The organism is Streptococcus sp. AS14 (assembly GCF_000286495.1).
GTDB classification, from domain to species: domain Bacteria; phylum Bacillota; class Bacilli; order Lactobacillales; family Streptococcaceae; genus Streptococcus; species Streptococcus sanguinis_P.
Map to the genome: position 1 here is coordinate 19,213 of NZ_ALKI01000009.1, position 24,613 is coordinate 43,825.

Sequence of the window (24,613 nt, forward strand, 5' to 3'; positions counted from 1 at the left end):
GCTTATGAAACTAAATGTGAATCTCCCGCATCATCCCTATGATATTCTCATCGAAAAGGGGGCTTTATCTCAGGCTGGAAGTTGGCTGAGTCAGCTTTGGCAGCCTCAGAAGGTAGTTATCGTCACGGACAATCGAGTGGCTCGACTCTATGCTGAAAAGGTCAAGCTGAGCTTGGAAGCGGCTGGGTTTGAGACTTTTGTCTTTGACTTTTTGGAGGGTGAAGCCAGCAAGAACTTAAAGACGGTCAACAAAGTCTATGAGTTTTTGGTTAAGGTTGGTCTGACCCGCAGTGACGGCATTGTAGCCTTGGGAGGCGGCGTTGTTGGTGATTTGGCAGGCTTTGCCGCTTCAACCTACATGCGGGGTGTGCATTTTGTGCAGATTCCAACCAGTCTGACAGCCCAAGTGGACTCCTCTATCGGTGGTAAGACTGGTGTCAATATACCTTGGGCCAAGAATATGGTCGGCACCTTTACCCAGCCAGATGGGGTTCTGATTGACCCTGAAGTCTTGCAGACTTTAGGCCAGCGTGAACTGATTGAAGGCATGGGCGAGGTGGTCAAGTACGGCTTAATTGAGGATAAAGAACTCTGGGATGAGCTGTCAGAAATGGATGGCAGTCCAGAGTCGATTTTAGAGCATGCTGAAAGCATCATTTACCATTCCTGCGATGTCAAGCGTAAGATTGTGGTCGAGGACGAGCTGGATAATGGCGTCCGCCTCTATCTGAATTTCGGCCATACTATTGGGCACGCTATTGAAGCGACAGCCGGCTACGGAAAAGTCATGCACGGTGAAGCTGTGGCGATTGGTATGGTACAGGTTTCTCGTGTCGCTGAAAAGAAAGGCCTTATGCCAGCCGGAATCACAGAAAACATCATCCATATGTGTCAGAAGTTTGGCTTGCCGGTGGATTACCAGCCATGGAATGAGAATGCTCTTTATCAGGCCTTAACCCATGATAAGAAGGCTAGAGGCAACTCTATCAAGCTAGTACTGGTGCCTGAGCTGGGTTCGGCTAGTATTCACCAGATTCCGCTGGAAGAGATGAAAGAATTTCTGAAGAAATAAGTGCCAGATGGAGTTTAAGATGATTGGACAGTTTGGATGAAAAATAGACAGAGTGTCCAGCTCTTTCCATCCCAGAAATAGGAGAAAATGTATGAGATACTTAACAGCAGGAGAATCCCACGGACCACGCCTGACAGCTATTATTGAGGGAGTGCCGGCTGGTCTTCCTCTGACCGCTGACTATATCAATGCTGAGCTCAAGCGCCGTCAGGGTGGGTACGGCCGTGGTGCCCGCATGAAGATTGAGAGCGACCAAGTCGAGATTACGTCTGGGGTTCGTCATGGATTGACCATGGGCGGTCCGATTACCCTCAATGTCACGAATCTGGATCATCAGAAATGGCTGGAGATTATGAGTGTGGCAGATGTGGATGAAAAGATAAAAGGGCTGCGCAAGATTACCAAACCACGCCCTGGCCATGCGGACTTGGTTGGTGGTATGAAATACCGCTTTGACGATTTGCGAAATTCACTGGAGCGTTCTTCTGCCCGCGAAACGACCATGCGTGTAGCAGTCGGAGCAGTAGCCAAGCGCTTGCTGGAAGAAATCGGTGTGGAGGTGGCTAGTCATATCGTAACCTTTGGTGGCATTGATATTGATGTGCCGGACGACCTGACTGTAGCAGAAATCAAGGAAAGAGCTGCCCAGTCTGATGTTTCCATTGTCAATCCCGATCGCGAAGAAGAGATCAAGGCCTACATTGACCAGATTAAGAAAGACGGGGATACCATCGGTGGTGTCATTGAGACTGTCGTTGGTGGTGTGCCGGTCGGTCTAGGCTCCTATGTCCAATGGGACAAGAAGCTGGATGCCAAGATTGCTCAAGGAGTCGTGTCTATCAATGCTTTCAAGGGAGTTGAGTTTGGTGTGGGATTTGAAGCCGGCCGTCTCAAGGGCAGTCAAGTCATGGATGAAATCCTCTGGTCTGAGGAAGATGGCTTCACTCGCAGAACCAATAATTTAGGCGGCTTTGAGGGGGGGATGACCAATGGTCAGCCAATCGTGGTGCGCGGTGTTATGAAGCCCATTCCAACCCTTTATAAGCCACTGATGAGCGTGGATATTGAGACCCACGAGCCTTATAAGGCGACAGTAGAGCGGAGCGATCCTACAGCTCTGCCAGCGGCGGGTGTTGTCATGGAAAGCGTGGTGGCAACAGTTTTAGCCACCGAAGTTCTGGAGAAGTTCTCTTCAGACAATCTGGAAGAACTAAAGGATGCGGTAGCCCGCCATCGGGAATTTGTCAAGAACTTTTAGAAGAAAGGAGTGGGCATGGAGAGAAAAACAGTCTATATCGCAGGTCTGGGACTGATTGGAGCTTCTTTGGCTCTGGGCATCAGGCGAGCTCATCCTGAGATTGAAATTCTCGGCTATAACAGAAGTGAAGAATCAAGACAGGTTGCCCTGGAGCGAGGAATGGTAGACCGGGTAACGGATGATTTTGCCGCCTTTGCTCCATTGGCTGATGTGATTATTCTGGCTGTGCCCATCAAGCAGACCATAGCATTTATCAAGAATCTAGCGGAGCTGGACCTGAAGGAAAATGTTATCATCTCAGATGCTGGCTCAACCAAGGCTGAGATTGTGGCAGCTGCAGAAAAGTATCTGCAGAATAAGCCCGTCCGCTTTGTCGGTGCTCATCCGATGGCCGGAAGTCACAAGACTGGAGCCAAGGCAGCCCATGTCACCCTCTTTGAAAATGCCTATTATATTTTCACGCCCTCTAGCCTGACCAAGCCTGGTACGCTTGAGGAAATAAAAGACTTGCTGAGTGGTCTTCATGCTCGATTTATTCAGGTAGATCCTGTAGAGCATGACCGAGTGACCTGTCAAATAAGTCATTTTCCGCATATCCTAGCCTCCAGCCTGATGGAGCAAGCGGCAGCTTATAGCCAGGAGCATGAGCTGACCCAATCTTTTGCAGCCGGTGGTTTTCGAGATATGACACGGATTGCGGAGAGCGAGCCAGGTATGTGGACCTCTATTCTCTTGACAAATCCTCAAGCTATCTTGGAGCGGCTAGAAGATTTTAAAGACCAGTTAGACAAGGTTGCCGCAGCGATTGAGGCAAAGGACGAGACAGCTATCTGGGAATTTTTCGACCGAGGACGGCAAAGCCGTAAGCAGATGGAAATTCATAAGCGAGCCGGTGTGGACAGCTTTTACGACCTCTTTATTGAGGTGCCTGACGAAGAAGATGCGATTTTGGGTATTTTAGAGCTTCTGCGGGGAATTTCAGTTGTCAACATTCGTATCAACGAGGAAAACCGCGAAGATATCAATGGTATCCTGCAAATCACCTTTAAAAATCGCCAAGATTTGGAAAAATCTGCTACAATAGTAAGAGAAAATACGGATTACCAAGTGTCCGAAGACTAATATAGATTGGAGAACTCTATGTCAAATATTTATGATTTAGCCAATGAACTGAGCAGAAATCTGCGTGATTTACCTGAGTACAAGGCCGTCGCAGAAAGTAAGGAAGCAGTGGATGCTGATAGCGAAGCCAAGGCCATTTTTACAGATTATCTGGCTTTCCAGCAGGAGTTGCAACAGCTGGCTCAGACTGGTCAGGTACCGACTCAGGAGGTGCAGGATAAGATGACTTCCTTTGGTGAGAAGATTCAGGGCAATGCTGTTCTTTCTGAATTCTTCAATAAGCAGCAGCAACTGTCCATCTATCTGGCGGACATTGAGCGTATTATCTTTGATCCGGTGCAGGATTTGCTTAAATAAGTTAATAAAAAAAGAAGAATCTGGGCTGAATACCCGGATTCTTTTTGCTTCAGCTCGGATTCCAGAAATTTTAAGAATTTCTGGTCTTTTTATGATAAAATAAGAAACAACAAAGGAAAGTACGAGGTCACCTATGAAATTATCAACCAATGTAAAAGGCCTGAAGGGCCATATCCGCGTACCAGGAGATAAATCTATCAGCCATCGTTCCATTATTTTTGGCAGTTTGGCCAAGGGCGTTACTACCGTCCGCGACATTCTGCGAGGAGAAGATGTGCTGTCTACCATGCAGGTTTTTCGTGACTTAGGCGTGCAGATTGAGGACGATGGAAATCTTGTCAAGATACATGGCGTAGGATTTGAAGGTCTGCAAGCACCGAAAAATAAGCTGGATATGGGGAATTCTGGAACGTCTATCCGTTTGATTTCTGGTGTTTTGGCTGGCCAGGATTTCGAAGCAGAGATGTTTGGTGACGACAGTCTATCCAAGCGGCCTATGGATCGGGTGACCATTCCTCTGAGGCAGATGGGAGTTGAGATTGCTGGTCGGACCGAGCGTGATTTACCACCGCTCAAGATGAAGGGGAGCAGGGAATTGCAGTCTATTCATTATCAGCTGCCAGTGGCTTCTGCTCAGGTTAAGTCGGCCTTGATTTTTGCTGCCCTGCAGGCTCAGGGAGAGTCGGTAATTATAGAAAAGGAAATCACTCGCAATCATACAGAAGATATGATTGCCCAGTTTGGCGGGCAGATTGAGGTTGAGGGTAAGGAAATTCACATTCAGGGTGGTCAGGAATTCACTGCACAAGAAGTGACGGTTCCAGGTGACATTTCCAGTGCAGCATTCTGGCTGGTAGCTGGACTGATTGTGCCGGACTCTAAGATTGTCTTAGAGAATGTCGGCATCAATGAAACTCGTACAGGTATTCTAGAAGTGATAGAGGCTATGGGCGGACGGATGACGCTGTCAGATGTCGATCCAGTAGCCAAGTCTGCAACCATCACCGTTGAGACGTCTGTGCTTAAGGGCACTGAGATTGGCGGCGAGATTATCCCGCGCTTGATTGATGAGTTGCCGATTATTGCGCTTCTTGCGACGCAGGCTCAGGGACGAACTGTCATTCGTGATGCAGAGGAGCTCAAGGTCAAAGAAACCGACCGGATCCAGGTAGTGGCAGACGCTCTCAATAGCATGGGCGCAGCTATTACCCCGACGGAAGACGGCATGATTATCGAAGGGAAAACACCTCTTCATGGTGCTCAAGTCAATACCTTTGGTGACCATCGTATTGGGATGATGACAGCTATTGCTGCTTTGTTGGCTCAAAGTGGTCAGGTAGAACTTGAGCGATCTGAAGCCATTAAGACCAGCTATCCAAGCTTTTTCAGCGACTTGGAGGGCTTGATGCATGGCTAAGATATTGCTGGGCTTTATGGGAGCCGGAAAATCCACAGTGGCCCGAGGCTTAGCCCAAGACTTTGTCGATATGGATGAACTGCTCTGCCAGCGGCTGGGCATGTCTATCAAGGACTATTTTGACCAGCATGGTGAAGCAGCCTTTCGGACTGCAGAAGCCCAGCTCTTGGCTGAGTTGATCGATACGGACTTGGTCGTCTCAACCGGCGGCGGTGTAGTCGTCAGCCCAGAAAACCGCAGATTGCTGGCTCAGAATGCTGACAATATCTATCTGAAAGCAGATTTTGAAACGCTCTATCAGCGAATTCAGCAGGATGCAGAGCAAGAGCGACCCTTGTTCTTAAACCAGAGCAAGTCAGACTTGCAGCAGATTTTTGAACAGCGTCAGGCCTGGTATGAGGAAGTGGCGACCCAGATTGTCGATACGAGGCTCAAAAGCCCGCAGGAAATTATTGAGGAAATTCAATGAAAATAGCATTTTTAGGTCCCAGAGGCTCCTTTTCTCACCATGTAGCCCAAGCTGCTTTTCCCAGCGAGGACTTGGTGCCGTATCAGAATATCACCGAGGTCATGAAGGCTTATGAGGCTAGGGAAGTGGATTACTCGGTTGTTCCGGTGGAAAATTCCATTGAGGGCAGTGTCCATGAGACGCTGGACTATCTCTTTCATAAAGCAGATATTCAGGCGGTGGCTGAAATCGTCCAGCCCATCAAGCAGCAGCTCTTGGTGACGGATTTGGAGAAGCCGATTGAGAAAATATTTTCTCACCCGCAGGCTATTGCCCAAGGAAAAAAATACATCCGCCAGCATTATCCGCAGGCTGCCATTGAGGTGACGGCTAGTACGGCCTATGCAGCTCGTTTTGTGGCAGAGCATCCTGAAAAGAATTTTGCGGCTATTGCCCCGCGCACGGCTGCAGCAGAATACGGGCTTAAAGTAGCGGCCAGCGATATTCAGGAAATGGAAGAAAATTATACCCGCTTCTGGATTCTGGGTCATGAGGTGCCTGAGCTTGAACTGGCTAAGACAGGAGACAAGCAGACACTGGCTTTAACCTTGCCGGACAATCTGCCTGGTGCCCTCTATAAGGCTTTGTCGACCTTTGCTTGGCGTGGGATTGACCTGACCAAGATTGAGAGCCGGCCTCTAAAAACGGCTCTGGGAGAATATTTCTTCATTATAGACATTGACAACGAACAGAAAAAATTGGCGGATTTTGCCTATCAAGAGTTGACAAGTCTTGGAATTACTTATAAAATTTTTGGTAGCTACAGTGTGTTTCTGATTCAGGACAAGTAGTAATAGATTGGAGAAGAGATGAAGAAACCAGAAAATCTTAGCCATCATGAACAGCTCCGCTTAGATTATCTTTATAAAAATTATTATTATCTAAACGATAAAGAAAAGAAAGAATTTGACTATTTGCGTCAGAAGTCCAAGGGGATTGGCAGTTCAGCCAGTGCGCCGGACCATGAAGAGCAGCCGCATACAGTTAGTGACGCCTATGAGCAAGAGCCTGTTGAAATGGATTCTTCTGGCCTCTTGCCCAAGTACCCTGAGCGTTCTTCTCGCAGCAGAAAGCAAAAGAAGGAGCCGGAAGCTCTGGCAGGAGCTGGTCTGGGACAAGACAAGCCCAAGAAGCCTCGCAAAAAAATCCGCTTGAAACGGATTCTGCTTTGGGCAGGGATTTTCCTGCTGATGGTCTTGGGGGGCATGATTTTCATGTTTGTCAAAGGCTTGACCACAGCTCATAATGGCAATTCTAAGCCAGCAGAAACAGAATTTTTTGACGGCAAGGATACTAAGGACGGAGTGAATATCCTCATTCTTGGGACGGATGGCCGGGTTGGTGACGACTCGACTGAGACACGAACCGACTCTATTATGGTCTTGAATGTTGGCAATAAGGACCACAAGGTGAAATTGGTCAGCTTTATGCGTGATACACTTATTCACATTGATGGCGTCAGCAATGAGTACACCGATCCGTCGCAGGCAGATTACTATGACCAAAAGCTCAATTCTGCCTATACGATTGGGGAGCAAAACCACAACCGCGGTGCAGACTATGTCCGCCAGATGCTCAAAGATAATTTTGATTTGGACATCAAATATTATGCACTGGTGGATTTCCAGACCTTTGCGACAGCTATTGACACCCTTTTCCCAAATGGCGTCAGCATGAATGCCCAGTTCTCAACGATTGATGGGGAGAAGGTGACAGAAGTTGAAGTGCCAGATGACCTGAATATGAAGGACGGTGTGGTGCCTAATCAAACAATCAAGGTCGGTCAGCAGCAGATGGACGGTCGGACCTTGCTCAACTACGCTCGCTTCCGTAAGGATGATGAGGGCGACTTTGGCCGGACCCGTCGCCAGCAGGAAGTTTTGACAGCTGTCTTCCAGCAGGTCAAAGATCCGACTAAGCTCTTTACCGGATCAGAGGCTCTTGGTAAGGTCTTTGCCTTGACTTCGACCAATGTACCATACAGCTTCCTTTTGACTAATGGTCTCTCTATGGCTGGAGATTCCCGCAACGGGGTTGAGCGCCTGACGATTCCGGAAAATGGCGACTGGGTTGATACCTATGACATGTACGGTGGTCAAGGGCTCTTGATTGACTTTGAAGCCTATAAAGAAAGACTGCAGCAAATGGGTCTTAGATAAGATATATGATATAATGAAAGGTAGGACGATGTCCTGCCTTTTCTTTTGGGAAATGGCAGAGCGATAAAGCAGAAAGAGAAAAATATGTTAAAAAAGAATGATATGATTGAAGTTGAAATCGTGGATTTAAGCCATGAGGGAGCTGGGGTCGCCAAGGCAGAAGGCCTGGTTTTCTTTGTGGAAAATGCTCTGCCGGGTGAGCTCATCCGCATGCGTGTGCTCAAGGTCAACAAAAAAATTGGCTTTGGCAAGGTGGAGGAATTTCTCCGTACTTCAGACCAGCGCAATGAAAATCTTGATATGGCCTATCTGCGTACGGGGATTGCCGACTTGGGGCATCTGAACTATTCAGCCCAGCTGGACTTCAAACGCAAGCAGGTCAAGGACAGTCTTTATAAGATTGCTGGTTTGTCTGATGTTGAAGTGCCGCCGACACTTGGTATGGAGCAGCCGTTGGGCTACCGTAATAAGGCTCAAGTGCCTGTCCGCCGTGTCAATGGCCAGCTGGAAACAGGATTTTTCCGGAAAAATTCCCATGACCTCCTGCAGATTGAAGATTTCTATATCCAGGATCCAGTCATTGACCAAGTTATCCTTTTTACACGTGATTTGCTGCGTCGTTTTGACCTCAAACCTTATGATGAGCAAGAAAAGACTGGACTCATTCGCAATCTAGTTGTTCGCCGTGGTCATTATTCAGGGGAAATCATGGTAATCCTGGTGACAACCCGACCTAAAATATTCCGAGTGGAGCAGCTGATGGAGCGCTTGACAGAAGCCTTCCCAGCTATCAAGTCCATCATGCAGAATATCAACGACCAGCCTGGCAATGCGATTTTCGGAAAAGACTGGCGAACGCTTTATGGTCAAGACTACATTACCGACCAGATGCTGGGAAATGACTTCCAGATTGCTGCGCCCGCCTTTTACCAAGTCAATACCGAGATGGCAGAAAAGCTCTATCAGACAGCCATTGACTTTTCTGAGCTGACCTCTGACGATGTGGTGCTTGATGCCTACTCGGGTATCGGAACGATTGGGCTCTCTGTTGCTAAACACGTCAAGCAGGTCTATGGTGTCGAAGTGATTCCAGAAGCTGTCGAAAATAGCCGAAAGAATGCAGCAATCAACGGCATTACCAACGCCAGTTATGTCTGCGCCCCTGCTGAAGAAGCCATCCAAAACTGGCTGAAAGAGGGCATCCAAGCGGATGTCATCCTAGTTGATCCACCACGAAAAGGCCTGACAGAGAGCTTCATCAAAGCTAGCGTCAGCATGGAGCCCCAAAAAATTACTTATATCTCCTGCAATGTCGCCACCATGGCGCGTGATATTAAGCTCTATCAAGAATTAGGATATGAGTTGAAGAAAGTCCAGCCGGTGGATTTATTTCCTCAAACGCATCATGTTGAGGCGGTTGTATTGATGTCAAGGAAGGCGCGAAATCCCTTGAAATAAGGGCTTTTGCGAGGTTGAACTAAGCATAAATTATCTAATCTACTAACTCAAAAATGCAAAAATCGGTAAGTAGGAATTTATCTAAGGGCTTAGGTTGTGATTTCGGATTAGATGTCACGATTTAAGACAGTGGATTAGATGTCATTGATTTTGAAATCAAACTTTTACAGATTTTAACGCCTAAAAGGTCGAGTGTCTGATTTAGATATCGTGTGACAACATAATCGACAACTCGACCATTTGGGCATTTTTGGACAGTGGAATAGATGTTGGAGGAAAAGGATAATGGATTTTAAGACAGATATTTTTAGTTTGGATAAACCTAAAAAGGTTACATTTAATTTGGTTGGTGCAAAACTTCCAAGTACAAATGATTTGTATTTTCGAGCAAAGCAGGAAGAATTAGTGGAGCAATACTCAGCAGCACGATCTTTATGCATGAAACAGAAACCGTTGATTGGAACTAGTGGTATAATCCTGTAGATAATCCTAACGCAGATGAAGCATTTCATTTAATCTATAGGTCTCATTTTTATGAGACTGCCCTTTTTTACTACAACTCTGTAGTTGATATATCTTGGGCACTATGCTATATAGCAGTTGAGTTTGCTTGTAACAAAAAGGGAAAGAGAGTGAATGTCTCAGGAATGAAATCTGTCGAGGAGTCAGCAGAGCTATTAAGAAGTGCAGAAAGAAATGTAACTTCTCCAACAGTAGAAGAAAATCCATTTGAGTATTTAAAAATGATGTGCCCAGAGTTCACACCTGCGATTGACCAGATTATAGAATTTTGGATTGAGTTTTCATCTACTGAGATTAGGAAGAGATATAATTTTTGCAAGCATAAAGGTCATCCGGTGTATGAAGAAATAGAAAAACTCAAGCCCGAAAGAATGATGGGAATTTATGTCGAAAATAAGGAATCGGGTGAAGTAACACAGATGGCTTCTGATATCAGTGATATGAAATATTCATTTTCATTAGAGACTGCAATAGTTGAATTACAACAGTTTGATGATAATGTCTTGTTCCCATATCTGGATAAATTGATAAAAACTATTGAAGAAATACTGGAACCTTCGCCTATGATAATGTAAGAATTGCAAGGAGACAATTATGATTTCAGAAGAATTAAAAGTAATATTAGATAAGTTTAAAGAACAAGGCAAGATGTCTTTTCTTGAAGCAACAACAGAAGATAAGATTGCATTATTTGAAAAGGAAAATAACATTACACTTCCATCTGGTTATAAGGAGTGGCTTGGATTTTCAGATGGTGGTGAATTGTTTTTACCAGCTGGAATACAATTGTACGGAATTGAACATAAGCCAGTTATAGATGTGAATGATGATTCAAGACCAAGTGAGGACTATGTTGTTATTGGAGCTTTAGCATCAGGTGATCCTATTCTCTTTGAAAAGAATAGTGAAAAAATAGCAATCTATAATCAAGTAGCAGGAAGAATAGAAGATGATGAAATTTATGATGATTTTATCGCATTCTTAAAAGACCTGTATGATTTGCTTGGCATAGGAGGCTGATTCTATGTCAAGAAGAACATCCGAGTCCAATAAGGCTATTCTTGCTGCATGGAATAGGGAACAAGAGCTTGTTCAGGAAGGAAAAGGAACAAGGGAATGGACTCCACAGCAACAGCAGGATATCCTTGAAAAAGGAAAAGCATATGATGATAACGGGAAAGCCTTTGAAGGACAGCACATGAAAAGTGCTGAGGCTTATCCAGAGTTTCAAGGTGAGCCCGGAAATATACAATTTCTAACAAGAGCAGAGCATTTAGAGGCTCATGATGGTAATTGGCAAAATCCAACGAACTGGTATTTTAACCCGGTAACAAAAGAAAAATTTGATTTTGGTGACGGACCATTTATTCCGTGTGAGATAATAAAGCTTAATGAACCAGTGGTAAATATAGAACCAACAATTCAGCCTAGCGATGGTTCAGTTGATAAAATTGAAAAAGAAAAGAATAAGGAAAATGGTAATAACAAATCAGCTCTATCAGATAAAAATATAAAACTGGATTCATCTTCGAATACGACTAAAACGGTGGTTAACCCATCGGTTGGTAAGGTTTTGTGGGATTCAGCAAAGAAAAGCGCTATTAGTGCTGGAAAATTTCTATGGAAGAATAAAGGTAAGATTGCATTGTTTGCTGGTATAATTGCAGCAGGTGCTATTGCAGAAGTTATAAAGAATAGTTCATCCAACTCAAGTTATAATCCCTCAAGTGACAATGAAAACGATGATGATTATTTGATTGATAGCAATGTTGATTATTCAAATTATAATATTATTGATAATTCGGAGCCTACTGGTCAAACTCATAGTTCTCCTGATGAACATACTGTGAGAGCTCATGGGCAGCATTATAGAAAAAACGGTGAACGCGTGTGGATAGAAAAAGATTCATACAAACGTGGTGGAAAAAAAGATTAATAACAAAACAACCCTCCCGGCTATTATAGTCGAGAGGTTTTCGTGCGTCTTAGGCTTTATCCTTCAATATCAATCTCAAGTCTGGACTTAAGCACCACTGTGAAGTGGTCGTCCCAGACGGTTATTTGTTTCAGCCAGCGCTTTACAAGAGATTTGTCAAAGGCTGTAAGCTTGTATTTATTGTCTTTGATGAAATCCTGCATTTCATTGATTCGTTCAATCTGTGCGTCTCTAGAAGCAGTGTCGACGGTGCATTGCTGGCGTTGTTCGCGGAGCTTGAAAATCTCGTCGGCAATCTCATCGTAGGCTTCTTTATTATTGGCCTTTTTGAGCAGTTCTTTTTGAAGTTCCATAAGCTTCTCATCAATGCCATCAGCTGAGTTTTGTTGTGCGCCACGGATGACCTTTGCAATATTCTGCTGGAGCTGTGCTTGGTAGGTGGTTCTGTCACCAAGGAGTCTGTTAATCGCTTCAAGCACCACGTTCTCAAGAACCGTTTCATTAACCGTTCTTGCATGGCATTCTTCACCGGTGGCTTCAAGGCGGCTAATGTAGCGCCAGACGATGGATTTGCAGCCATGATTGTTCCAGTGGATTCTGCGGAACATTTCTCCGCATTCTCCGCAAATAACTATTTGTGCGAAGCAGTGGTTGCAGGAGTAGGATCGCTTCTTGCCATTGGAGCTGGTTTTTACCACACGCCTGCGTACCAGTTCTTCCTGTACTCTTAGGAAGATATCCTTCGGAATTATGGCTTTGTGATTGCCTTCCACATAATACTGAGGAACGATGCCATTGTTCTTGACTCTGGTTTTGTTTAAGAAGTCAGTGGTGTAGGTCTTTTGAAGTAGGGCGTCACCGATGTACTTTTCGTTTCTAAGGATTTTGTTTATATTGTACTGGTCCACCATTTTTTCTTGCCTGCTCCGGTGAGAATACCTTCAGCTTCAAGGCCAGCAACAATCTTATCCATATTTTGTACTCACAAAGCTCATGTGTGTCGGTATCTTCAGTAGCATAATCATTGCCTTTGTCTTCGTAGGTTTCACAGAGCCTTGCAGAAGGTGGACAATTAAGCCATCTGTGTGATGCTGATGCGGATAATACCGCGTGTCCTTTAGGTGGCATTGTCAAGCACCTCCGCATACTTTAACAAGGCTTCATAGTTCTTAGGGTCAACGCCAGATAACTTAGAGGCTCCATATTTCTGAAGCAATGTACGGATAGCAACTGTATGTCCAGCACGGGACTTTTCTGCTAAGACAGCTCGTACATCCTCAAGTTTAAGTTCTGTTTTTACTTCCTTCTTGGTAGCAGGCTTTTTAGCAGGTGCTTCATCAGCAGTGTTGCTAAACTGTTCTGCTAACCAGTTAGTTTCTTCATTAATAGTAGCGGCTGGATTGCGCAGTTCTTCGATGGTCATAGCCATATCGCTCATTTTGCTCATAGCGAATTTCTCCTTTCTCTGATTGTCTCTGTTTTGCGAGGATTGTCATATTTCTCACCATTCTTGCGAATACCTGTGAGATTGCATTTAATACTGCAATCAATTCACACTCATCACCGCCTGAATCGAAGTAGGGCTGTTTTATTGCTTTAGCCTCCTTTCTAGTAGTTAAGGCTTGTTGTTTCGTCCCTTACACTTACCACTGGAGACGAGTGAGAATTTTGAGCGGAGAAATTTTGAAAAAATATAAAAATCCCTCTAGCACCTGATATTTCAGGCACCAAAGGGAGGCACTACTTATATTAGTAGCCGCGTACTTTACGAAGTTCAGTTCTTATACGCTTCATCTGGTCAGCAAAGGTTCTCTGCTTACGACCAAGCTGTTCTGCAATCTTACAGTCTGAGAGTGAATCGCCAAGCATCTCAATGATGCGGTCAGAGTCCGGGTCAAGTTCACAAAATCTTGCAATAAGCTGTTCAAGAAGCATTGCATCCGCAATTACATCATCCATAGTAGGAGCGGTATCCTCATAATTGTCATACATATTAGCGCTACTATCTTCCGTTGGTACATCTAATGATAGAACATCACCAGTAGCATGATATTCACAAACACTGCAATCTCCATCGCACTTCCATAAATAATGCTTTGGACACATGCAAAGGTGATGATACTGCTCACGCTTCTGTGTGGCCCAGATATCTGGGTATAAAGCTCGATACTGTTCTTCAGTAATTTCTACGAGTTAGACCTTTTTAGGATTCTCAGCATCGCGAATTGGGTAATAACGTTTTTTACTCTGGTTGTCTAAATGATTTTCTTGTTTTGCCATGTTTTTTACCTCCGTTTGGTGAAATTCCAAAGCGTAGTAAGAAAGCATGGTTGCCAGTATTTCTATACATAGTTGGTCACCTCATGCGGATTGCTCCGCTTAAACTTGGTGACCAGCTGTTAGCAAGCTGGCACTCTATTTACTTGTGGGACCTTCCTATCAACTGCGAACACACATCGTGGTCACAGGATGTGAGCTGGTAGTTGGGTCAGACAGTTTAACGTCTTGTCTGGGACGATTATTATAAGACGTCCGTTTCGCCATAAAAAAATCTTTTATGAATTAAAAATGTCCTTATCGCAAATCTTATGTTTGACAAATGGACACAGATGTGATATAATACGAACAGCCTCATTTTACTGCGAGAGGCGTATTTCTCATCCGTTGATACCATTATAAAAAAGCCCTACTGGTATTTGGGGATAGAATGGTACAGCGTGGTACATCATGGTACAAATCTTAGAAACGGAGATTGTTTTTGTGGAGTTTAAGTAATTCTTTTCAATATTGAAAGTCAAATTCAGTCTAAGGAAATGAAGCTCCGTCTTGTAGGTATGAGCTTGGAATATGGATTATATCCTACGGAAGCAGATATGGCATCCTTACAGGAATTTTTTTCCGAATGTGAACTTGCGAAAGCTTTATGAAGTTGAACAATATCATCAAAAGCTTGCAAAGCTTCTAGATGCGCAGTTCTCTGATGAAAAAGTAGCAGATTAAAGAGTTAGGCTTTGTAGGTAATATTTCTAAGGAGTTTCTTGATAAGCACTCTGAACTAAAAGGTGAAATTGATGCTCTGAAAACACAGAATCAAGCTTATTTAACGCTTAAAGAATTGAAGGTAGCTAAAGCTAATGCTGACGAGATTCTTAAAAAGAGTATTGAAGACATTCTGCGAGAAATTGAGAATGAGCTTAATACAAAGATGAAAGATATAAATGATTCCTTGTTTAGTACGCCAAGGGAACCACCGCATATTCACTTCAATAAGCATGATAGCTATAAGTTTGAAACACCAGATGATACTGGTACAGGTTCAAATTTCAAGGGAATGATTGTTTATGATTTGGCGGTGCTGTTATGTACTGCTTTGCTAGCTTTGGCTCATGATTCACTTTTGTTTAAAAATTTGGAAAAGGATATCGAAGACGGATTAATCAAAATCTACGACATCACTAATAAGAAGGTGTTTATTGCTTATGATAAGCAAGGTGATTACAGAGCTGAAACAAGAGAGCGGATAGAGAGAAATGCTCGAATAATACTGTCTACGGATGGTTGTGAACTTTATGGTATGTCATGGAATAAAGAGGAGAACAAAACAAATGAAGATGAGTTACAACAAACTTTGGAAACTATTGATTGATAAGAAGATGAAAAAATCTGATTTACGTAAGAATGCAAAAATCAGCTCTTCAACATTAGCAAAGCTTACCAACGATGAAAATGTAACTACGGATGTATTGGTAAAGATTTGCAATGAATTGAAATGTGATGTTTCTGATATTATGGAATTTATACCGGATGAATCAAAGGGATCGGGGAATATGTCAGAGTCCTGATTGTGGTACAGCTAGTCATATAAAATAAAGTACAAACTAATGAACACAACTGAATTGTATTTGAATAGTAATTAGGGAAAGGACTAATGAGATTATGAAAACAAAAAGTCTTCCGCCCTATGCGCCTACGTTAATTGAGTCAACAAGGGCAATAGGATACTCTCTTGAGGCGGCTGTAGCTGATATTATCGATAATAGCATTGCAGCGAATGCTACAAATGTTGATATATATTTTTTTCCAGTAGACGGTGCATTTATTGCAATCCTTGATAATGGAAAAGGAATGAACGAGGAAGAAATTGATATTGCGATGCAATATGGCAGTAAGAATCCAATTGAAGAAAGAGACATAAAAGATTTAGGACGTTTTGGCCTAGGCTTAAAAACCGCATCTTTATCTCAGTGTAGGTGCCTGACTGTTATTTCAAAGCAAGGAGAAAATTTGGAGGGACGTCAATGGGATATAGATCATGTTACGGAAGTAGGCGATTGGTCCTTAAATATTCTGGATTATGAAGATATTCAACAAATACCTCAGTTCGATGAATTGATAAAAAACGAATCAGGAACATTAGTGGTTTGGCAAAAATTAGATCGTCTCAAGGCTGGTGAGATTAATTTTGAACTGTCGTTAGGACGTAAAATTGATAGAGTTAGAGATCATCTTTCACTTGTTTACCACAGATATTTAGCAGGCGAATCAGGAATCACAAAACTTAGACTATCAATTAATGGAGAAAAAATTAAAGGAATTGATCCGTTTTTGACGGAGAAAAGCATTCAAGCTATGGACGATGAAGCATTAGTTATCCAGGGCAGTAAGATATTAGTACGACCATATATTCTTCCACACATATCCAAGTTGTCATCAGAAGAGATAAAAATGCTTGGTGGAAAAGATGGACTTCGAAAGCAACAAGGGTTTTATGTATACAGAAACAAAAGATTGTTAGTCTGGGGTACTTGGTTCAGAATGATGCGGCAAAGTGATTTATCAAAACTTGCTAGAATCCGTGTTGATATTCCGAATACGTTAGATGATCTGTGGACCTTGGATATAAAAAAATCGTCCGCATTACCTCCAGCGGAAGTTAGAAAGAATTTGGAGATAATCATTAATCAGATTGCTGAGAGAAGTAAAAGAACGTGGACCTTCAGAGGAAAAAAAGAAGTAAGCGATACCGAAACCCATGTATGGAATCGCATGAAAAACAAACAAGGCGGATTCTATTATGAGGTTAATCGCGAGTATCCGCTTGTACAACAAATGATAAAGACAAACCCGGATATAGAGGCATCACTAAATGCGTTACTGCAACAGATTGAGATGGGTTTGCCGCTTAATCAATTATATGTGGATTTGAATAATGATGAACAAATTGCTAATGATAATAAGCAGTCAGATGTAGAAATAGTAAAATCACTACAAGAAATGACAACGATGTGTGCTGACAAGCAAGAAAAATGTAATCTACTTGATGCTATTGCATGTATCGATCCATATTCGTCACATCTTGATATAGTAGAAAAACTTAAGGAGGAGATTTTGGAAAATGATTAATCCCTATGTTGAACAATTAGAAAATATAATCTCCGCATTTGTTAACAACATTTATAAAGAAGTTCCACCTACAGAAGAAGAATTTTTGGAAAAAGCAACGATGTTAAGAAATGCAAATGCGCTTATTATGCCGGTTTCAGATGATGAATTTGCTGAGATAATTTCTAGACTCAAGCAATCATTAGTTATCCAGATGGATATTGGAGTATTTATTAATGATCGTAATAATGGTCATCAGTCATGGTTGCCTTCAAAGAGAGCTGACTTTGATTTTTTCTTTTGGAACAGATATAAAAAGTATTTGGAAGAAATTAAACATTGGAATCCAAGAGTTACAACAAATTTAGGAAAAGTTTCTGATGAAATATTAGATTTATGCGGCGATCCATCAGAAGATCATTTTGCAATAAAAGGTCTGGTACTAGGTGATGTACAGTCTGGTAAAACAGCTAATTACACAGCTATTTGTAATAAAGCAGCAGATACGGGTTATCGAATCATTATTGTCTTAGCAGGTATGCAGGAGAATTTGCGTAAGCAAACACAAGAAAGATTGGATGCTGAATGTACGGGAAGAAAGAGTGAATATTATCTGGATCCAAAAGCTGAACAGGGTATAAAGAATCAGCCGGTCGGTGTAGGAAGATATGGAACAGATAAAAAAATCGTTGCATTTACTTCTGTGACTAAAGATTTTGATAGCGGCATTTTGAGGAACAATAATCTGGGCATCGAAAACGTAAATTGCCCAGTTATTTTGGTGGTGAAGAAGAATAAAAGAATTTTAAATAATTTAATTAAGTGGTTATCTGATAATAACACGCAAAATGCTGCTGGACAGATTGATCTTCCGCTTATGTTGATTGATGATGAGGCCGATAATGCATCAGTTAACACGAAAGACGAAGATTCTCAGCCAGCTACAATTAATGATTGCATCAGACGTTTATTGAAATTATTCAGTAAAACTACTTATTTAGGTATTACCGCAACTCCTTTTGCAAATATATTTATTGATCCGGAAAAAGATGATGATCTATTCCCTGCTGATTTTATTTATGCACTATCAGCTCCAACTAATTATATTGGTGCAGATAGGATATTTGGAGAAAATTCTGATAATGATCACATGCTTCAAGAGATTGATATAGAAGAGCTAGAAGCGTGCTTCCCTCCAAAACATAAAAAGGACTTTGTGGTAGATGATTTACCGGAGGACTTGTATGAGGCTGCATATTATTTCTTGTTACTAAATGCAATTAGAGACTATAGAGGTGATCTTACGGAGCATAGATCTATGATGGTACATATAAGCCTTTATACCAATGTCCAAATTCAGATACAAGAAATGATGAATGTGTGGTTAGATCAGGTGAAATCAGACGTTCGAAACTATGCTAAATTACCACTTTCTCAAAGTGAAAAAATAAGAAATATAAAAGCAATGCATATTGTTTGGGACAAGTATCATTTGAGTGGAATTGTAGGAATAGAATGGGAAGACTTGCTAAAAAATTATTTACACAAGGCAATTTCGCCTATTGAAGTTCGTGCAGTAAATATGAAAACCGGTGCATCAAGCTTAGATTATTTTAATCATAAAAATGATGGTTTACGAGTGATTGCTGTAGGCGGAAATAGTATGTCTAGAGGTTTGACGTTAGAGGGCCTTGGTGTGACATATTTCCATCGTAATACAAAGATGTACGATACTTTATTGCAAATGGGTCGTTGGTTCGGATATAGACCAAACTATGGGGATGTTGCAAAGGTGTGGATGACACCAGAAGTAATAGATTGGTATGGACAAATTACTAGAGCAACTGCTGAACTTAAGGAAGAAATCTCGAAAATGAGAAATGCAAATCAAACTCCTAGAGACTTTGGCCTGAAGGTTCGACAAGATCCTGGTGCATTAATTGTGACAGCACGAAACAAAATGCGTACAGCAACTGATTTGACCTGCCCTGTTACAGTCTCTGGTAATTTGCTTGAAACACCTAGATTAAAAGCATCAAAAAACATTCTGGCATCAAATGAGACTGCATTCAAGAATTTTGTGAATTCGTTGAGTAGTATTGGGGATAGATATTTTGATGAAGAATGTACAAAGGGACATTATTACTGGAAAAACGTACCAGGGGACAATGTTGCTCAATTATTGTTGGATTTTGAGACAAATCCATGGCATTTGAGTTTCAATGGTAGGGCTCTTGCAGAATTTATAGAGAGTCACCATTGGAGCAATGGATGGGATGCAGTATTGATAAAATCTGGAACAGGTGATCCATATAATGAACCATTACAGTGTGGTGATGAAATGTTGGATATCGAGGGAACAGAAAAAAGAAAAATATTAGCTGATAAGAAAATGATCAGTGTGAGTGGTACCAAGTTACGCGTTGGAGCCGGTGGCTGTACTCGAATTGGCTTAACAAAAGATGAGATTGAAAATGCGGAAAAAGCTTATAAATCCTTGCCAGGAAATGAGAATAAGAAAAATATTCCGGATAAGGCCTATTTGATAGCCGGCAGAAACCCTATTTTAATGTTACATATAATACAAGCTGATTATACAAAGTCTGAGAATAAGGATTTACCTGAATTTTTGTTCGCGTTAGGCGTTGGGTTCCCTAAAACCAGCGACTCCACTGAAACTGCAAATTATAAGGTCAACCTAATTGAGTTAAGAAATTGGGTGGAAGTTTATGATAATTATGATGATGACGAGGATATGTAATGAGTGCTAAAGAAAATGAATTAAGAGAAAAATGGAATGCCATTAATTACTATTCTGGAGGAGCATTGAAATTGTCTGTAAACCATCCTCTTGAATGGTATGTTCGATATGCAACGCCGGAGAATAAGTCTGTTGTAATAGTGAGTCAAAAGGCAATTAAAAAAATAGATTCATCTAAATGTATTGATGCTACGTGTAATCAGAGAAAGGATGGTAAATATGCAATTTCCTTTACACTGATGGATAAAAAACAGGAAGACGTTTTCATAACAATGGCAGGAGATATTATTGAATATTCCAATGTGGAAACTGATGATATTGCATTGCTTAAAGTATTACGCAGATATAATGCGTGGTTAAAATTATTAGATCATAAAAGTAACGCGGTGTTAGGTAGTAATACACAGAAAGGTCTCATTGGAGAATTGTTGTTTTTGAAAGAAAAAATAGATAATGGAATGTCACCTTCCGTTGCTTTATCTGGATGGGTAGGCCCAGAAGGAGCAGATCAAGATTTTGTATATGCAGATTGTTGGCATGAGATTAAGTCTACGGGAGCTTCATCTGCAGAAATATCTATTTCTTCAGTTGAGCAACTAGATAGAAACGATGAAGGTGAATTGATCGTTTATCGTATCGATAAATGTGCACCTGATCAACCAAATTCGTTCACATTATATGGATTAGTTCATGAAGTGATAGATTTGATTTCACGACATGGAGAAAATCCTGATGAGCTAATATTGAAACTTGGATCTGCTGGTTATATTGATATGAAGGAATATGATAAACAGCACTTTAGTATATCCTCAAAACAGATATATGCTGTAAATGATTCTTTTCCAAGAATACGAAGAAGTCATATTCCAGTAGAGATTACAAATGCTACTTTTCAGATAGATATTCCTAGTATAAAAAGCTGGGAGAAGTAATGAAAATGGGAGGATGTTAGCATGGATTCTACAGAATTTAAAAAAGATTTTATAGAGAGTATAAAAACTGCAGCAGCAGTTACTGGAGAAGGATCATGTGCATCCTTTGTAGATAATATGGCGCAGTATCTAATTGATGCTGAGGCGTTATCTGATTTCACACCGTCTTTCTATAAAGGAAAAAGTGGGCGTAGTAATTATAGAGTAGACGGATATGTATACGATGAATTTGATAATACAATGAATCTTATCATTGCTGATTTTGATGGTAATGATTTGGAACGCCGACTTACAGGAACAGCTGCAAATAAGGATTTTGGCTTGCTTATGAAATTTCTTGATACAGCACTGACAACTAATTTATACCAAGAAATAGAGATGAGTACGCCATGTGCAGATTTAGTAGATTTCTTAAGGTATAAAAAAAATACAATTCGCAAATATCGTTTTCTTGTATTTACTGATGCAGATATGAGTGCTGCTATAAAGACAGTAGAAATTGATGAGTATAATGCTATTCCGGTAGAAGGCCAAATTTGGGATATTGATCGTTTGTTCAGAGTCTGCTGTTCAGAACAAGGTCGTCAGATTATTGAGATTGATTTTAAGGAATATTGTGGAGAGGGCATTCCGTGTATAGAAGCTAGCTCTGCATCTACAGAACAGTATAGTAGCTATTTAGGGGTAATTCCTGGAATTGTCTTGGCTGATATATATGATAAATACGGCAGTAAGCTTTTGGAGGGAAATGTTAGATCATTTTTATCTACTAAAGTAGCAGTAAATAAGAAAATAAGAGGGACTATTCTGAGCAATCCTCAGATGTTTTTTGCATTTAATAATGGAATATCAGCAACTGCAATGGATGTAAAGATAGAAGATACAAACCATGGAAAATTTATTACATATGTCAGGGATTTTCAGATAATTAATGGAGGACAGACGACGGCATCTATTTCAAATGCAAGATACAAGGATAAAGCAGATTTGTCATCTATTTTTGTACAAATGAAATTGACTTCAATTGATGAATCTACACCAGAAGAGTCAGATGAGTTGATCAGGAATATTTCTAGATCTTCAAATAGCCAGAATAAGGTTAGTGACGCAGATTTTTTTGCATCTCACCCTTTTCACCGTCGTATGGAGCAAATTTCAAGACATTTATTTGCACCGGCGTCAGAAGGTGCGCAGTATGAAACAAAGTGGTTTTATGAAAGAGCGAGAGGGCAATATCTGCAAGAACAAATGCGCCTGACACCTGCAAAGAAAAAACAATTTGAACTACAACATCCTAAGAACAGGGTGATTAAGAAAACAGACCTTGCAAAGGTGCAAAATACATGGAGAGGATTTCCACAAATTGTAAGTAAAGGTGCTCAGACCAATTTTAATTCGTTTGCAGAATACATAGATGATCAATGGAACACAAACGAAGAGCAGTTTAACGAGAGATATTTCCAAACAACCTCAGCGTTAATTCTTTTGTTCCAATATTTAGAGAAGATAATACCAAAGCAACCTTGGTACGAAGGTGGATATCGTGCAAATATCATATATTACACTTTGGCGCAATTTAGAAGATTATTGCATAGTCAATATCAGGGCCAGGAACTTGATTTAATGCTGATATGGAATAGACAGAGTGTACCGGAACAAGTGGGAACAGTTTTAATTGCATTGGCTGAGTTAGTCCTTCTTCGAATAACTGATCCGTCAAGAAAAGTTGCAAATGTTACTCAGTGGTGTAAGAGAAATGATTGCTGGGAAGATGTAAAGAAAATTCATATTGATATTCCTGAGGATATTGAAAATTGTTTAATTACTATAGATGAACAGAAGGCGGCGCAGAAATCAGCTAAGAAAGAGCAAAAGGTTGTAAATGAAATTCAAGCTCAGACAACGGTAGTTAATTATCCTGTAGAAATGTGGATGCGACTATCAGAATTTGTTGTCAGAAATCATATGGTTACACCTACGGATGTGTCTGCATTAGCGATTGTATGTAAAATACCTGATAAAATACCAAACACTTATCAATGCAAACGCTTACTTGCGTTGCTACGCAAAGCCTCCGAAGAAGGCTTTAATACTGAAGCGTAAGATGGAGGAACTATGTTTAATACAATAGATTTGTTTGCGGGTGCCGGGGGATTGAGCCTGGGATTTACGCAAACAAAAAAATTTGAAATAAAAGTTGCATATGAGTTTAACCCAGCCATGCAGGAAACTTATAAGAAAAATCATCCTGGAGTTGATGTGTTTGGCGATGTTAGAGATGCTAACTATGCAGAAATAAAAGAAAAATACGGCGATATAGATGTTGTGATTGGAGGACCACCATGTCAGGGGTTTTCTAATGCGAATAGGCAAAAAAATCATGCAATTAGCCAGAATAATTCACTTGTGAAACAGTATATTAGAGCAATTTTGGAATTAAGGCCCAAGGCATTTGTAATGGAAAATGTGAGTATGCTGAGATCAGATGTACACAGATTTTACTTATGTGAAGATGATCGAGAATTGGTGGATAGTAATGTGATTGAAACTGCCAATACAGAGTTGGCTCTACTTGATGCTGAGTTTATGTTCGATGAAGCAATTAATATTGTGCAATCTGAGCAAGAATTGGATCGATATAAATGGGATGATTTCGACTATCTCGAATTGAATGTTATCTATAAAGCGTCTAAGAATACAACTAAATTTAAAGATGTATTAGAAAAACATAGATCGCGTTTGATAAAAATATCAGAGAAGCACACAGAGGGTGATGAGGATGATTTCATCATTGCTGCTGATAGGGTTGCGTTTAATGCAATGCTTGATTTTTACGCTGGGAAAATAGATGATTCTCAGATTAAGGTATTAATTGAACCAGCCATTATGTATCAAAGAATGATAAGTAAAGCACAGGAGATATTCGAAAATGATATTGTAGTTGATAGCTATATCGACAATAAAGGGCTGATAGCAAATATACGTTCATATGCCGTTTTTGATTATTTAAAGGCAAAGCTACAAGGGGGCGATGATGACGAAGGATATGCTATTTCGTCAGATGTTCTATCCGCAACACAATTTGGCGCTCCACAAAAAAGAATGCGTTTTGTAGTAATGGGTATTCGTAAAGATATTACAGATGAAGTAAAACTTCCAGAAGGAAAATATAAAGACGGACCATATTGGACAGTTGAGGATGCAATTAAAGATTTGGAGGATGTTGAGCCGGTCTATAATGTGTCCGATGATAAAAGCGGCGTGAAGTTACAAGCTAAATCTAACTTAAGTGAGTTAGCACAGACACTTCGCGACTCGGAGATATTACATAATCATATAATAACTAAAACGACACCAACAGCTATGGAGCGATTTAAGGCATTAGATCAGGGACAAAATTTTCATTCCCTATCTGATGAAATGAAAACAAATACATATACAGATGTTACAAAAACGCAGAATACAATATATCTTCGCTTAAAATATGATGAGCCATCCGGTACTGTAGTAAATGTGCGGAAATCAATGTGGGTACATCCAACAAAAGACAGAGCAGTAAGTATAAGAGAAGCGGCGCGTTTGCAGACATTTCCTGATAGTTTCATTTTTTGTGGGACAAAGGATAAGCAATATCAGCAAGTAGGAAATGCGGTGCCGCCTATAATGGCAAAAGCGATAGCAAAGAAATTGGCAAGTCAGCTAAATAAAGCATTATCACAGAAATAAGGA

The 24,613-nt window shown here is 41.1% G+C and carries 23 protein-coding genes and 2 pseudogenes; 20 read left to right on the forward strand and 5 right to left on the reverse strand.

Translation table 11 applies throughout. The features are described from left to right. Positions 1-4: 4 nt before the first annotated feature. The 13 genes from aroB (at position 5) to HMPREF1150_RS08230 (ending at position 11,809) form a co-directional block, all read left to right on the forward strand. Positions 5-1,072 carry a 3-dehydroquinate synthase gene (aroB, locus tag HMPREF1150_RS08290; protein WP_009659466.1) on the forward strand — a complete coding sequence of 356 codons (1,068 nt, stop codon included), beginning with the start codon at positions 5-7 and terminating at the stop codon, positions 1,070-1,072. Between the two features lie 91 nt (positions 1,073-1,163). Further along, positions 1,164-2,330 carry a chorismate synthase gene (aroC, locus tag HMPREF1150_RS08285; RefSeq protein ID WP_009659372.1) on the forward strand — a complete coding sequence of 389 codons (1,167 nt, stop codon included), beginning with the start codon at positions 1,164-1,166 and terminating at the stop codon, positions 2,328-2,330. Positions 2,331-2,345: 15 nt separating this feature from the next. Next, the gene (locus HMPREF1150_RS08280; protein WP_009659452.1) at positions 2,346-3,452 is read left to right on the forward strand and encodes a prephenate dehydrogenase; all 1,107 of its coding nucleotides are present in this window, start codon (positions 2,346-2,348) and stop codon (positions 3,450-3,452) included. 18 nt (positions 3,453-3,470) lie between these two features. Further along, complete coding sequence (locus HMPREF1150_RS08275; protein ID WP_009659474.1) at positions 3,471-3,809, forward strand: YlbF/YmcA family competence regulator; 339 nt, start codon at positions 3,471-3,473, stop codon at positions 3,807-3,809. A 133-nt stretch (positions 3,810-3,942) separates the two neighbouring features. After that, a complete protein-coding gene (aroA, locus tag HMPREF1150_RS08270) occupies positions 3,943-5,226 on the forward strand; it encodes a 3-phosphoshikimate 1-carboxyvinyltransferase (RefSeq protein WP_009659374.1) in 1,284 nt (427 codons plus the stop codon). Then, a complete protein-coding gene (locus HMPREF1150_RS08265) occupies positions 5,219-5,695 on the forward strand; it encodes a shikimate kinase (protein ID WP_009659426.1) in 477 nt (158 codons plus the stop codon). Before aroA ends, HMPREF1150_RS08265 begins: the two co-directional genes overlap by 8 nt. Further along, a complete protein-coding gene (gene pheA / locus HMPREF1150_RS08260) occupies positions 5,692-6,525 on the forward strand; it encodes a prephenate dehydratase (RefSeq protein ID WP_009659408.1) in 834 nt (277 codons plus the stop codon). The genes HMPREF1150_RS08265 and pheA overlap by 4 nt, the downstream gene beginning before the upstream one ends. An 18-nt stretch (positions 6,526-6,543) precedes the next feature. Continuing rightward, positions 6,544-7,893 (forward strand): LCP family protein, encoded by a 1,350-nt coding sequence (locus HMPREF1150_RS08255; protein ID WP_009659436.1) that lies wholly within the window; start codon positions 6,544-6,546, stop codon positions 7,891-7,893. An 84-nt stretch (positions 7,894-7,977) separates the two neighbouring features. Beyond that, complete coding sequence (gene rlmD / locus HMPREF1150_RS08250; protein ID WP_009659414.1) at positions 7,978-9,351, forward strand: 23S rRNA (uracil(1939)-C(5))-methyltransferase RlmD; 1,374 nt, start codon at positions 7,978-7,980, stop codon at positions 9,349-9,351. A gap of 285 nt (positions 9,352-9,636) precedes the next feature. After that, positions 9,637-9,834 carry a hypothetical protein gene (locus HMPREF1150_RS08245; RefSeq protein ID WP_009659478.1) on the forward strand — a complete coding sequence of 66 codons (198 nt, stop codon included), beginning with the start codon at positions 9,637-9,639 and terminating at the stop codon, positions 9,832-9,834. Between the two features lie 149 nt (positions 9,835-9,983). Next, positions 9,984-10,448: a hypothetical protein gene (locus HMPREF1150_RS08240; protein ID WP_156788986.1), complete on the forward strand. Its 465-nt coding sequence runs from the start codon at positions 9,984-9,986 to the stop codon at positions 10,446-10,448. A 19-nt stretch (positions 10,449-10,467) separates the two neighbouring features. After that, positions 10,468-10,893 (forward strand): SMI1/KNR4 family protein, encoded by a 426-nt coding sequence (locus HMPREF1150_RS08235; RefSeq protein WP_009659473.1) that lies wholly within the window; start codon positions 10,468-10,470, stop codon positions 10,891-10,893. 4 nt (positions 10,894-10,897) lie between these two features. Next, positions 10,898-11,809 carry a hypothetical protein gene (locus tag HMPREF1150_RS08230; protein WP_009659417.1) on the forward strand — a complete coding sequence of 304 codons (912 nt, stop codon included), beginning with the start codon at positions 10,898-10,900 and terminating at the stop codon, positions 11,807-11,809. A gap of 56 nt (positions 11,810-11,865) precedes the next feature. Here HMPREF1150_RS08230 and HMPREF1150_RS08225 read toward each other — a convergent pair whose 3' ends face one another. The 5 genes and pseudogenes from HMPREF1150_RS08225 to HMPREF1150_RS12130 form a co-directional block, all read right to left on the reverse strand. Next, positions 11,866-12,507, reverse strand: coding sequence for a zinc ribbon domain-containing protein (locus HMPREF1150_RS08225; protein WP_269624467.1), 642 nt, complete (start codon positions 12,505-12,507; stop codon positions 11,866-11,868). A gap of 18 nt (positions 12,508-12,525) precedes the next feature. Next, a pseudogene (locus HMPREF1150_RS12270) lies at positions 12,526-12,723 on the reverse strand (recombinase family protein); the annotation flags it as partial. 58 nt (positions 12,724-12,781) lie between these two features. After that, a pseudogene (locus HMPREF1150_RS12215) lies at positions 12,782-12,937 on the reverse strand (DUF2800 domain-containing protein); the annotation flags it as partial. Next, a complete protein-coding gene (locus HMPREF1150_RS08220; protein ID WP_009659415.1) occupies positions 12,927-13,256 on the reverse strand; it encodes a hypothetical protein in 330 nt (109 codons plus the stop codon). The gene HMPREF1150_RS08220 and the pseudogene HMPREF1150_RS12215, both read right to left, overlap by 11 nt. Positions 13,257-13,558: 302 nt before the next feature. Beyond that, positions 13,559-13,768 (reverse strand): hypothetical protein, encoded by a 210-nt coding sequence (locus HMPREF1150_RS12130; protein ID WP_009659479.1) that lies wholly within the window; start codon positions 13,766-13,768, stop codon positions 13,559-13,561. Positions 13,769-14,924: 1,156 nt separating this feature from the next. Between HMPREF1150_RS12130 and HMPREF1150_RS11410 the strand changes: the two genes are divergently transcribed. From HMPREF1150_RS11410 to HMPREF1150_RS08190, 7 genes are all read left to right on the forward strand, one after another. Beyond that, complete coding sequence (locus tag HMPREF1150_RS11410) at positions 14,925-15,455, forward strand: DUF2326 domain-containing protein (RefSeq protein ID WP_009659463.1); 531 nt, start codon at positions 14,925-14,927, stop codon at positions 15,453-15,455. Next, positions 15,415-15,651 carry a helix-turn-helix transcriptional regulator gene (locus tag HMPREF1150_RS08215; RefSeq protein WP_009659409.1) on the forward strand — a complete coding sequence of 79 codons (237 nt, stop codon included), beginning with the start codon at positions 15,415-15,417 and terminating at the stop codon, positions 15,649-15,651. Before HMPREF1150_RS11410 ends, HMPREF1150_RS08215 begins: the two co-directional genes overlap by 41 nt. 94 nt (positions 15,652-15,745) lie before the next feature. Then, entirely contained in the window at positions 15,746-17,212 is a 1,467-nt protein-coding gene (locus HMPREF1150_RS08210) for an ATP-binding protein (RefSeq protein WP_009659477.1), read from the forward strand. After that, positions 17,205-19,952: a Z1 domain-containing protein gene (locus HMPREF1150_RS08205; RefSeq protein ID WP_009659394.1), complete on the forward strand. Its 2,748-nt coding sequence runs from the start codon at positions 17,205-17,207 to the stop codon at positions 19,950-19,952. The genes HMPREF1150_RS08210 and HMPREF1150_RS08205 overlap by 8 nt, the downstream gene beginning before the upstream one ends. Beyond that, positions 19,952-20,884 carry a PD-(D/E)XK motif protein gene (locus tag HMPREF1150_RS08200; protein ID WP_009659406.1) on the forward strand — a complete coding sequence of 311 codons (933 nt, stop codon included), beginning with the start codon at positions 19,952-19,954 and terminating at the stop codon, positions 20,882-20,884. Before HMPREF1150_RS08205 ends, HMPREF1150_RS08200 begins: the two co-directional genes overlap by 1 nt. A gap of 21 nt (positions 20,885-20,905) precedes the next feature. Beyond that, complete coding sequence (locus HMPREF1150_RS08195; RefSeq protein ID WP_009659376.1) at positions 20,906-22,987, forward strand: AIPR family protein; 2,082 nt, start codon at positions 20,906-20,908, stop codon at positions 22,985-22,987. Positions 22,988-22,999: 12 nt separating this feature from the next. Next, positions 23,000-24,610 carry a DNA cytosine methyltransferase gene (locus tag HMPREF1150_RS08190; protein ID WP_009659402.1) on the forward strand — a complete coding sequence of 537 codons (1,611 nt, stop codon included), beginning with the start codon at positions 23,000-23,002 and terminating at the stop codon, positions 24,608-24,610. Positions 24,611-24,613 lie beyond the last annotated feature (3 nt).

Excerpts from the sequence above, each read along its gene's own strand:
- HMPREF1150_RS08220 (WP_009659415.1), bottom strand. The coding sequence starts at position 13,256 with ATGAGCAAAATGAGCGATATGGCTATGACCATCGAAGAACTGCGCAAT.
- aroC (WP_009659372.1), top strand. The coding sequence starts at position 1,164 with ATGAGATACTTAACAGCAGGAGAATCCCACGGACCACGCCTGACAGCT.
- HMPREF1150_RS08275 (WP_009659474.1), top strand. The coding sequence starts at position 3,471 with ATGTCAAATATTTATGATTTAGCCAATGAACTGAGCAGAAATCTGCGT.
- HMPREF1150_RS08190 (WP_009659402.1), top strand. The coding sequence starts at position 23,000 with ATGTTTAATACAATAGATTTGTTTGCGGGTGCCGGGGGATTGAGCCTG.
- HMPREF1150_RS08265 (WP_009659426.1), top strand. The coding sequence starts at position 5,219 with ATGGCTAAGATATTGCTGGGCTTTATGGGAGCCGGAAAATCCACAGTG.
- rlmD (WP_009659414.1), top strand. The coding sequence starts at position 7,978 with ATGTTAAAAAAGAATGATATGATTGAAGTTGAAATCGTGGATTTAAGC.
- HMPREF1150_RS08230 (WP_009659417.1), top strand. The coding sequence starts at position 10,898 with ATGTCAAGAAGAACATCCGAGTCCAATAAGGCTATTCTTGCTGCATGG.
- HMPREF1150_RS08235 (WP_009659473.1), top strand. The coding sequence starts at position 10,468 with ATGATTTCAGAAGAATTAAAAGTAATATTAGATAAGTTTAAAGAACAA.
- HMPREF1150_RS08195 (WP_009659376.1), top strand. The coding sequence starts at position 20,906 with ATGGATTCTACAGAATTTAAAAAAGATTTTATAGAGAGTATAAAAACT.
- HMPREF1150_RS08205 (WP_009659394.1), top strand. The coding sequence starts at position 17,205 with ATGATTAATCCCTATGTTGAACAATTAGAAAATATAATCTCCGCATTT.
- HMPREF1150_RS08200 (WP_009659406.1), top strand. The coding sequence starts at position 19,952 with ATGAGTGCTAAAGAAAATGAATTAAGAGAAAAATGGAATGCCATTAAT.
- HMPREF1150_RS08215 (WP_009659409.1), top strand. The coding sequence starts at position 15,415 with ATGAAGATGAGTTACAACAAACTTTGGAAACTATTGATTGATAAGAAG.
- HMPREF1150_RS08210 (WP_009659477.1), top strand. The coding sequence starts at position 15,746 with ATGAAAACAAAAAGTCTTCCGCCCTATGCGCCTACGTTAATTGAGTCA.
- pheA (WP_009659408.1), top strand. The coding sequence starts at position 5,692 with ATGAAAATAGCATTTTTAGGTCCCAGAGGCTCCTTTTCTCACCATGTA.
- aroA (WP_009659374.1), top strand. The coding sequence starts at position 3,943 with ATGAAATTATCAACCAATGTAAAAGGCCTGAAGGGCCATATCCGCGTA.
- aroB (WP_009659466.1), top strand. The coding sequence starts at position 5 with ATGAAACTAAATGTGAATCTCCCGCATCATCCCTATGATATTCTCATC.
- HMPREF1150_RS08255 (WP_009659436.1), top strand. The coding sequence starts at position 6,544 with ATGAAGAAACCAGAAAATCTTAGCCATCATGAACAGCTCCGCTTAGAT.
- HMPREF1150_RS08245 (WP_009659478.1), top strand. The coding sequence starts at position 9,637 with ATGGATTTTAAGACAGATATTTTTAGTTTGGATAAACCTAAAAAGGTT.
- HMPREF1150_RS08280 (WP_009659452.1), top strand. The coding sequence starts at position 2,346 with ATGGAGAGAAAAACAGTCTATATCGCAGGTCTGGGACTGATTGGAGCT.
- HMPREF1150_RS12130 (WP_009659479.1), bottom strand. The coding sequence starts at position 13,768 with ATGGATGATGTAATTGCGGATGCAATGCTTCTTGAACAGCTTATTGCA.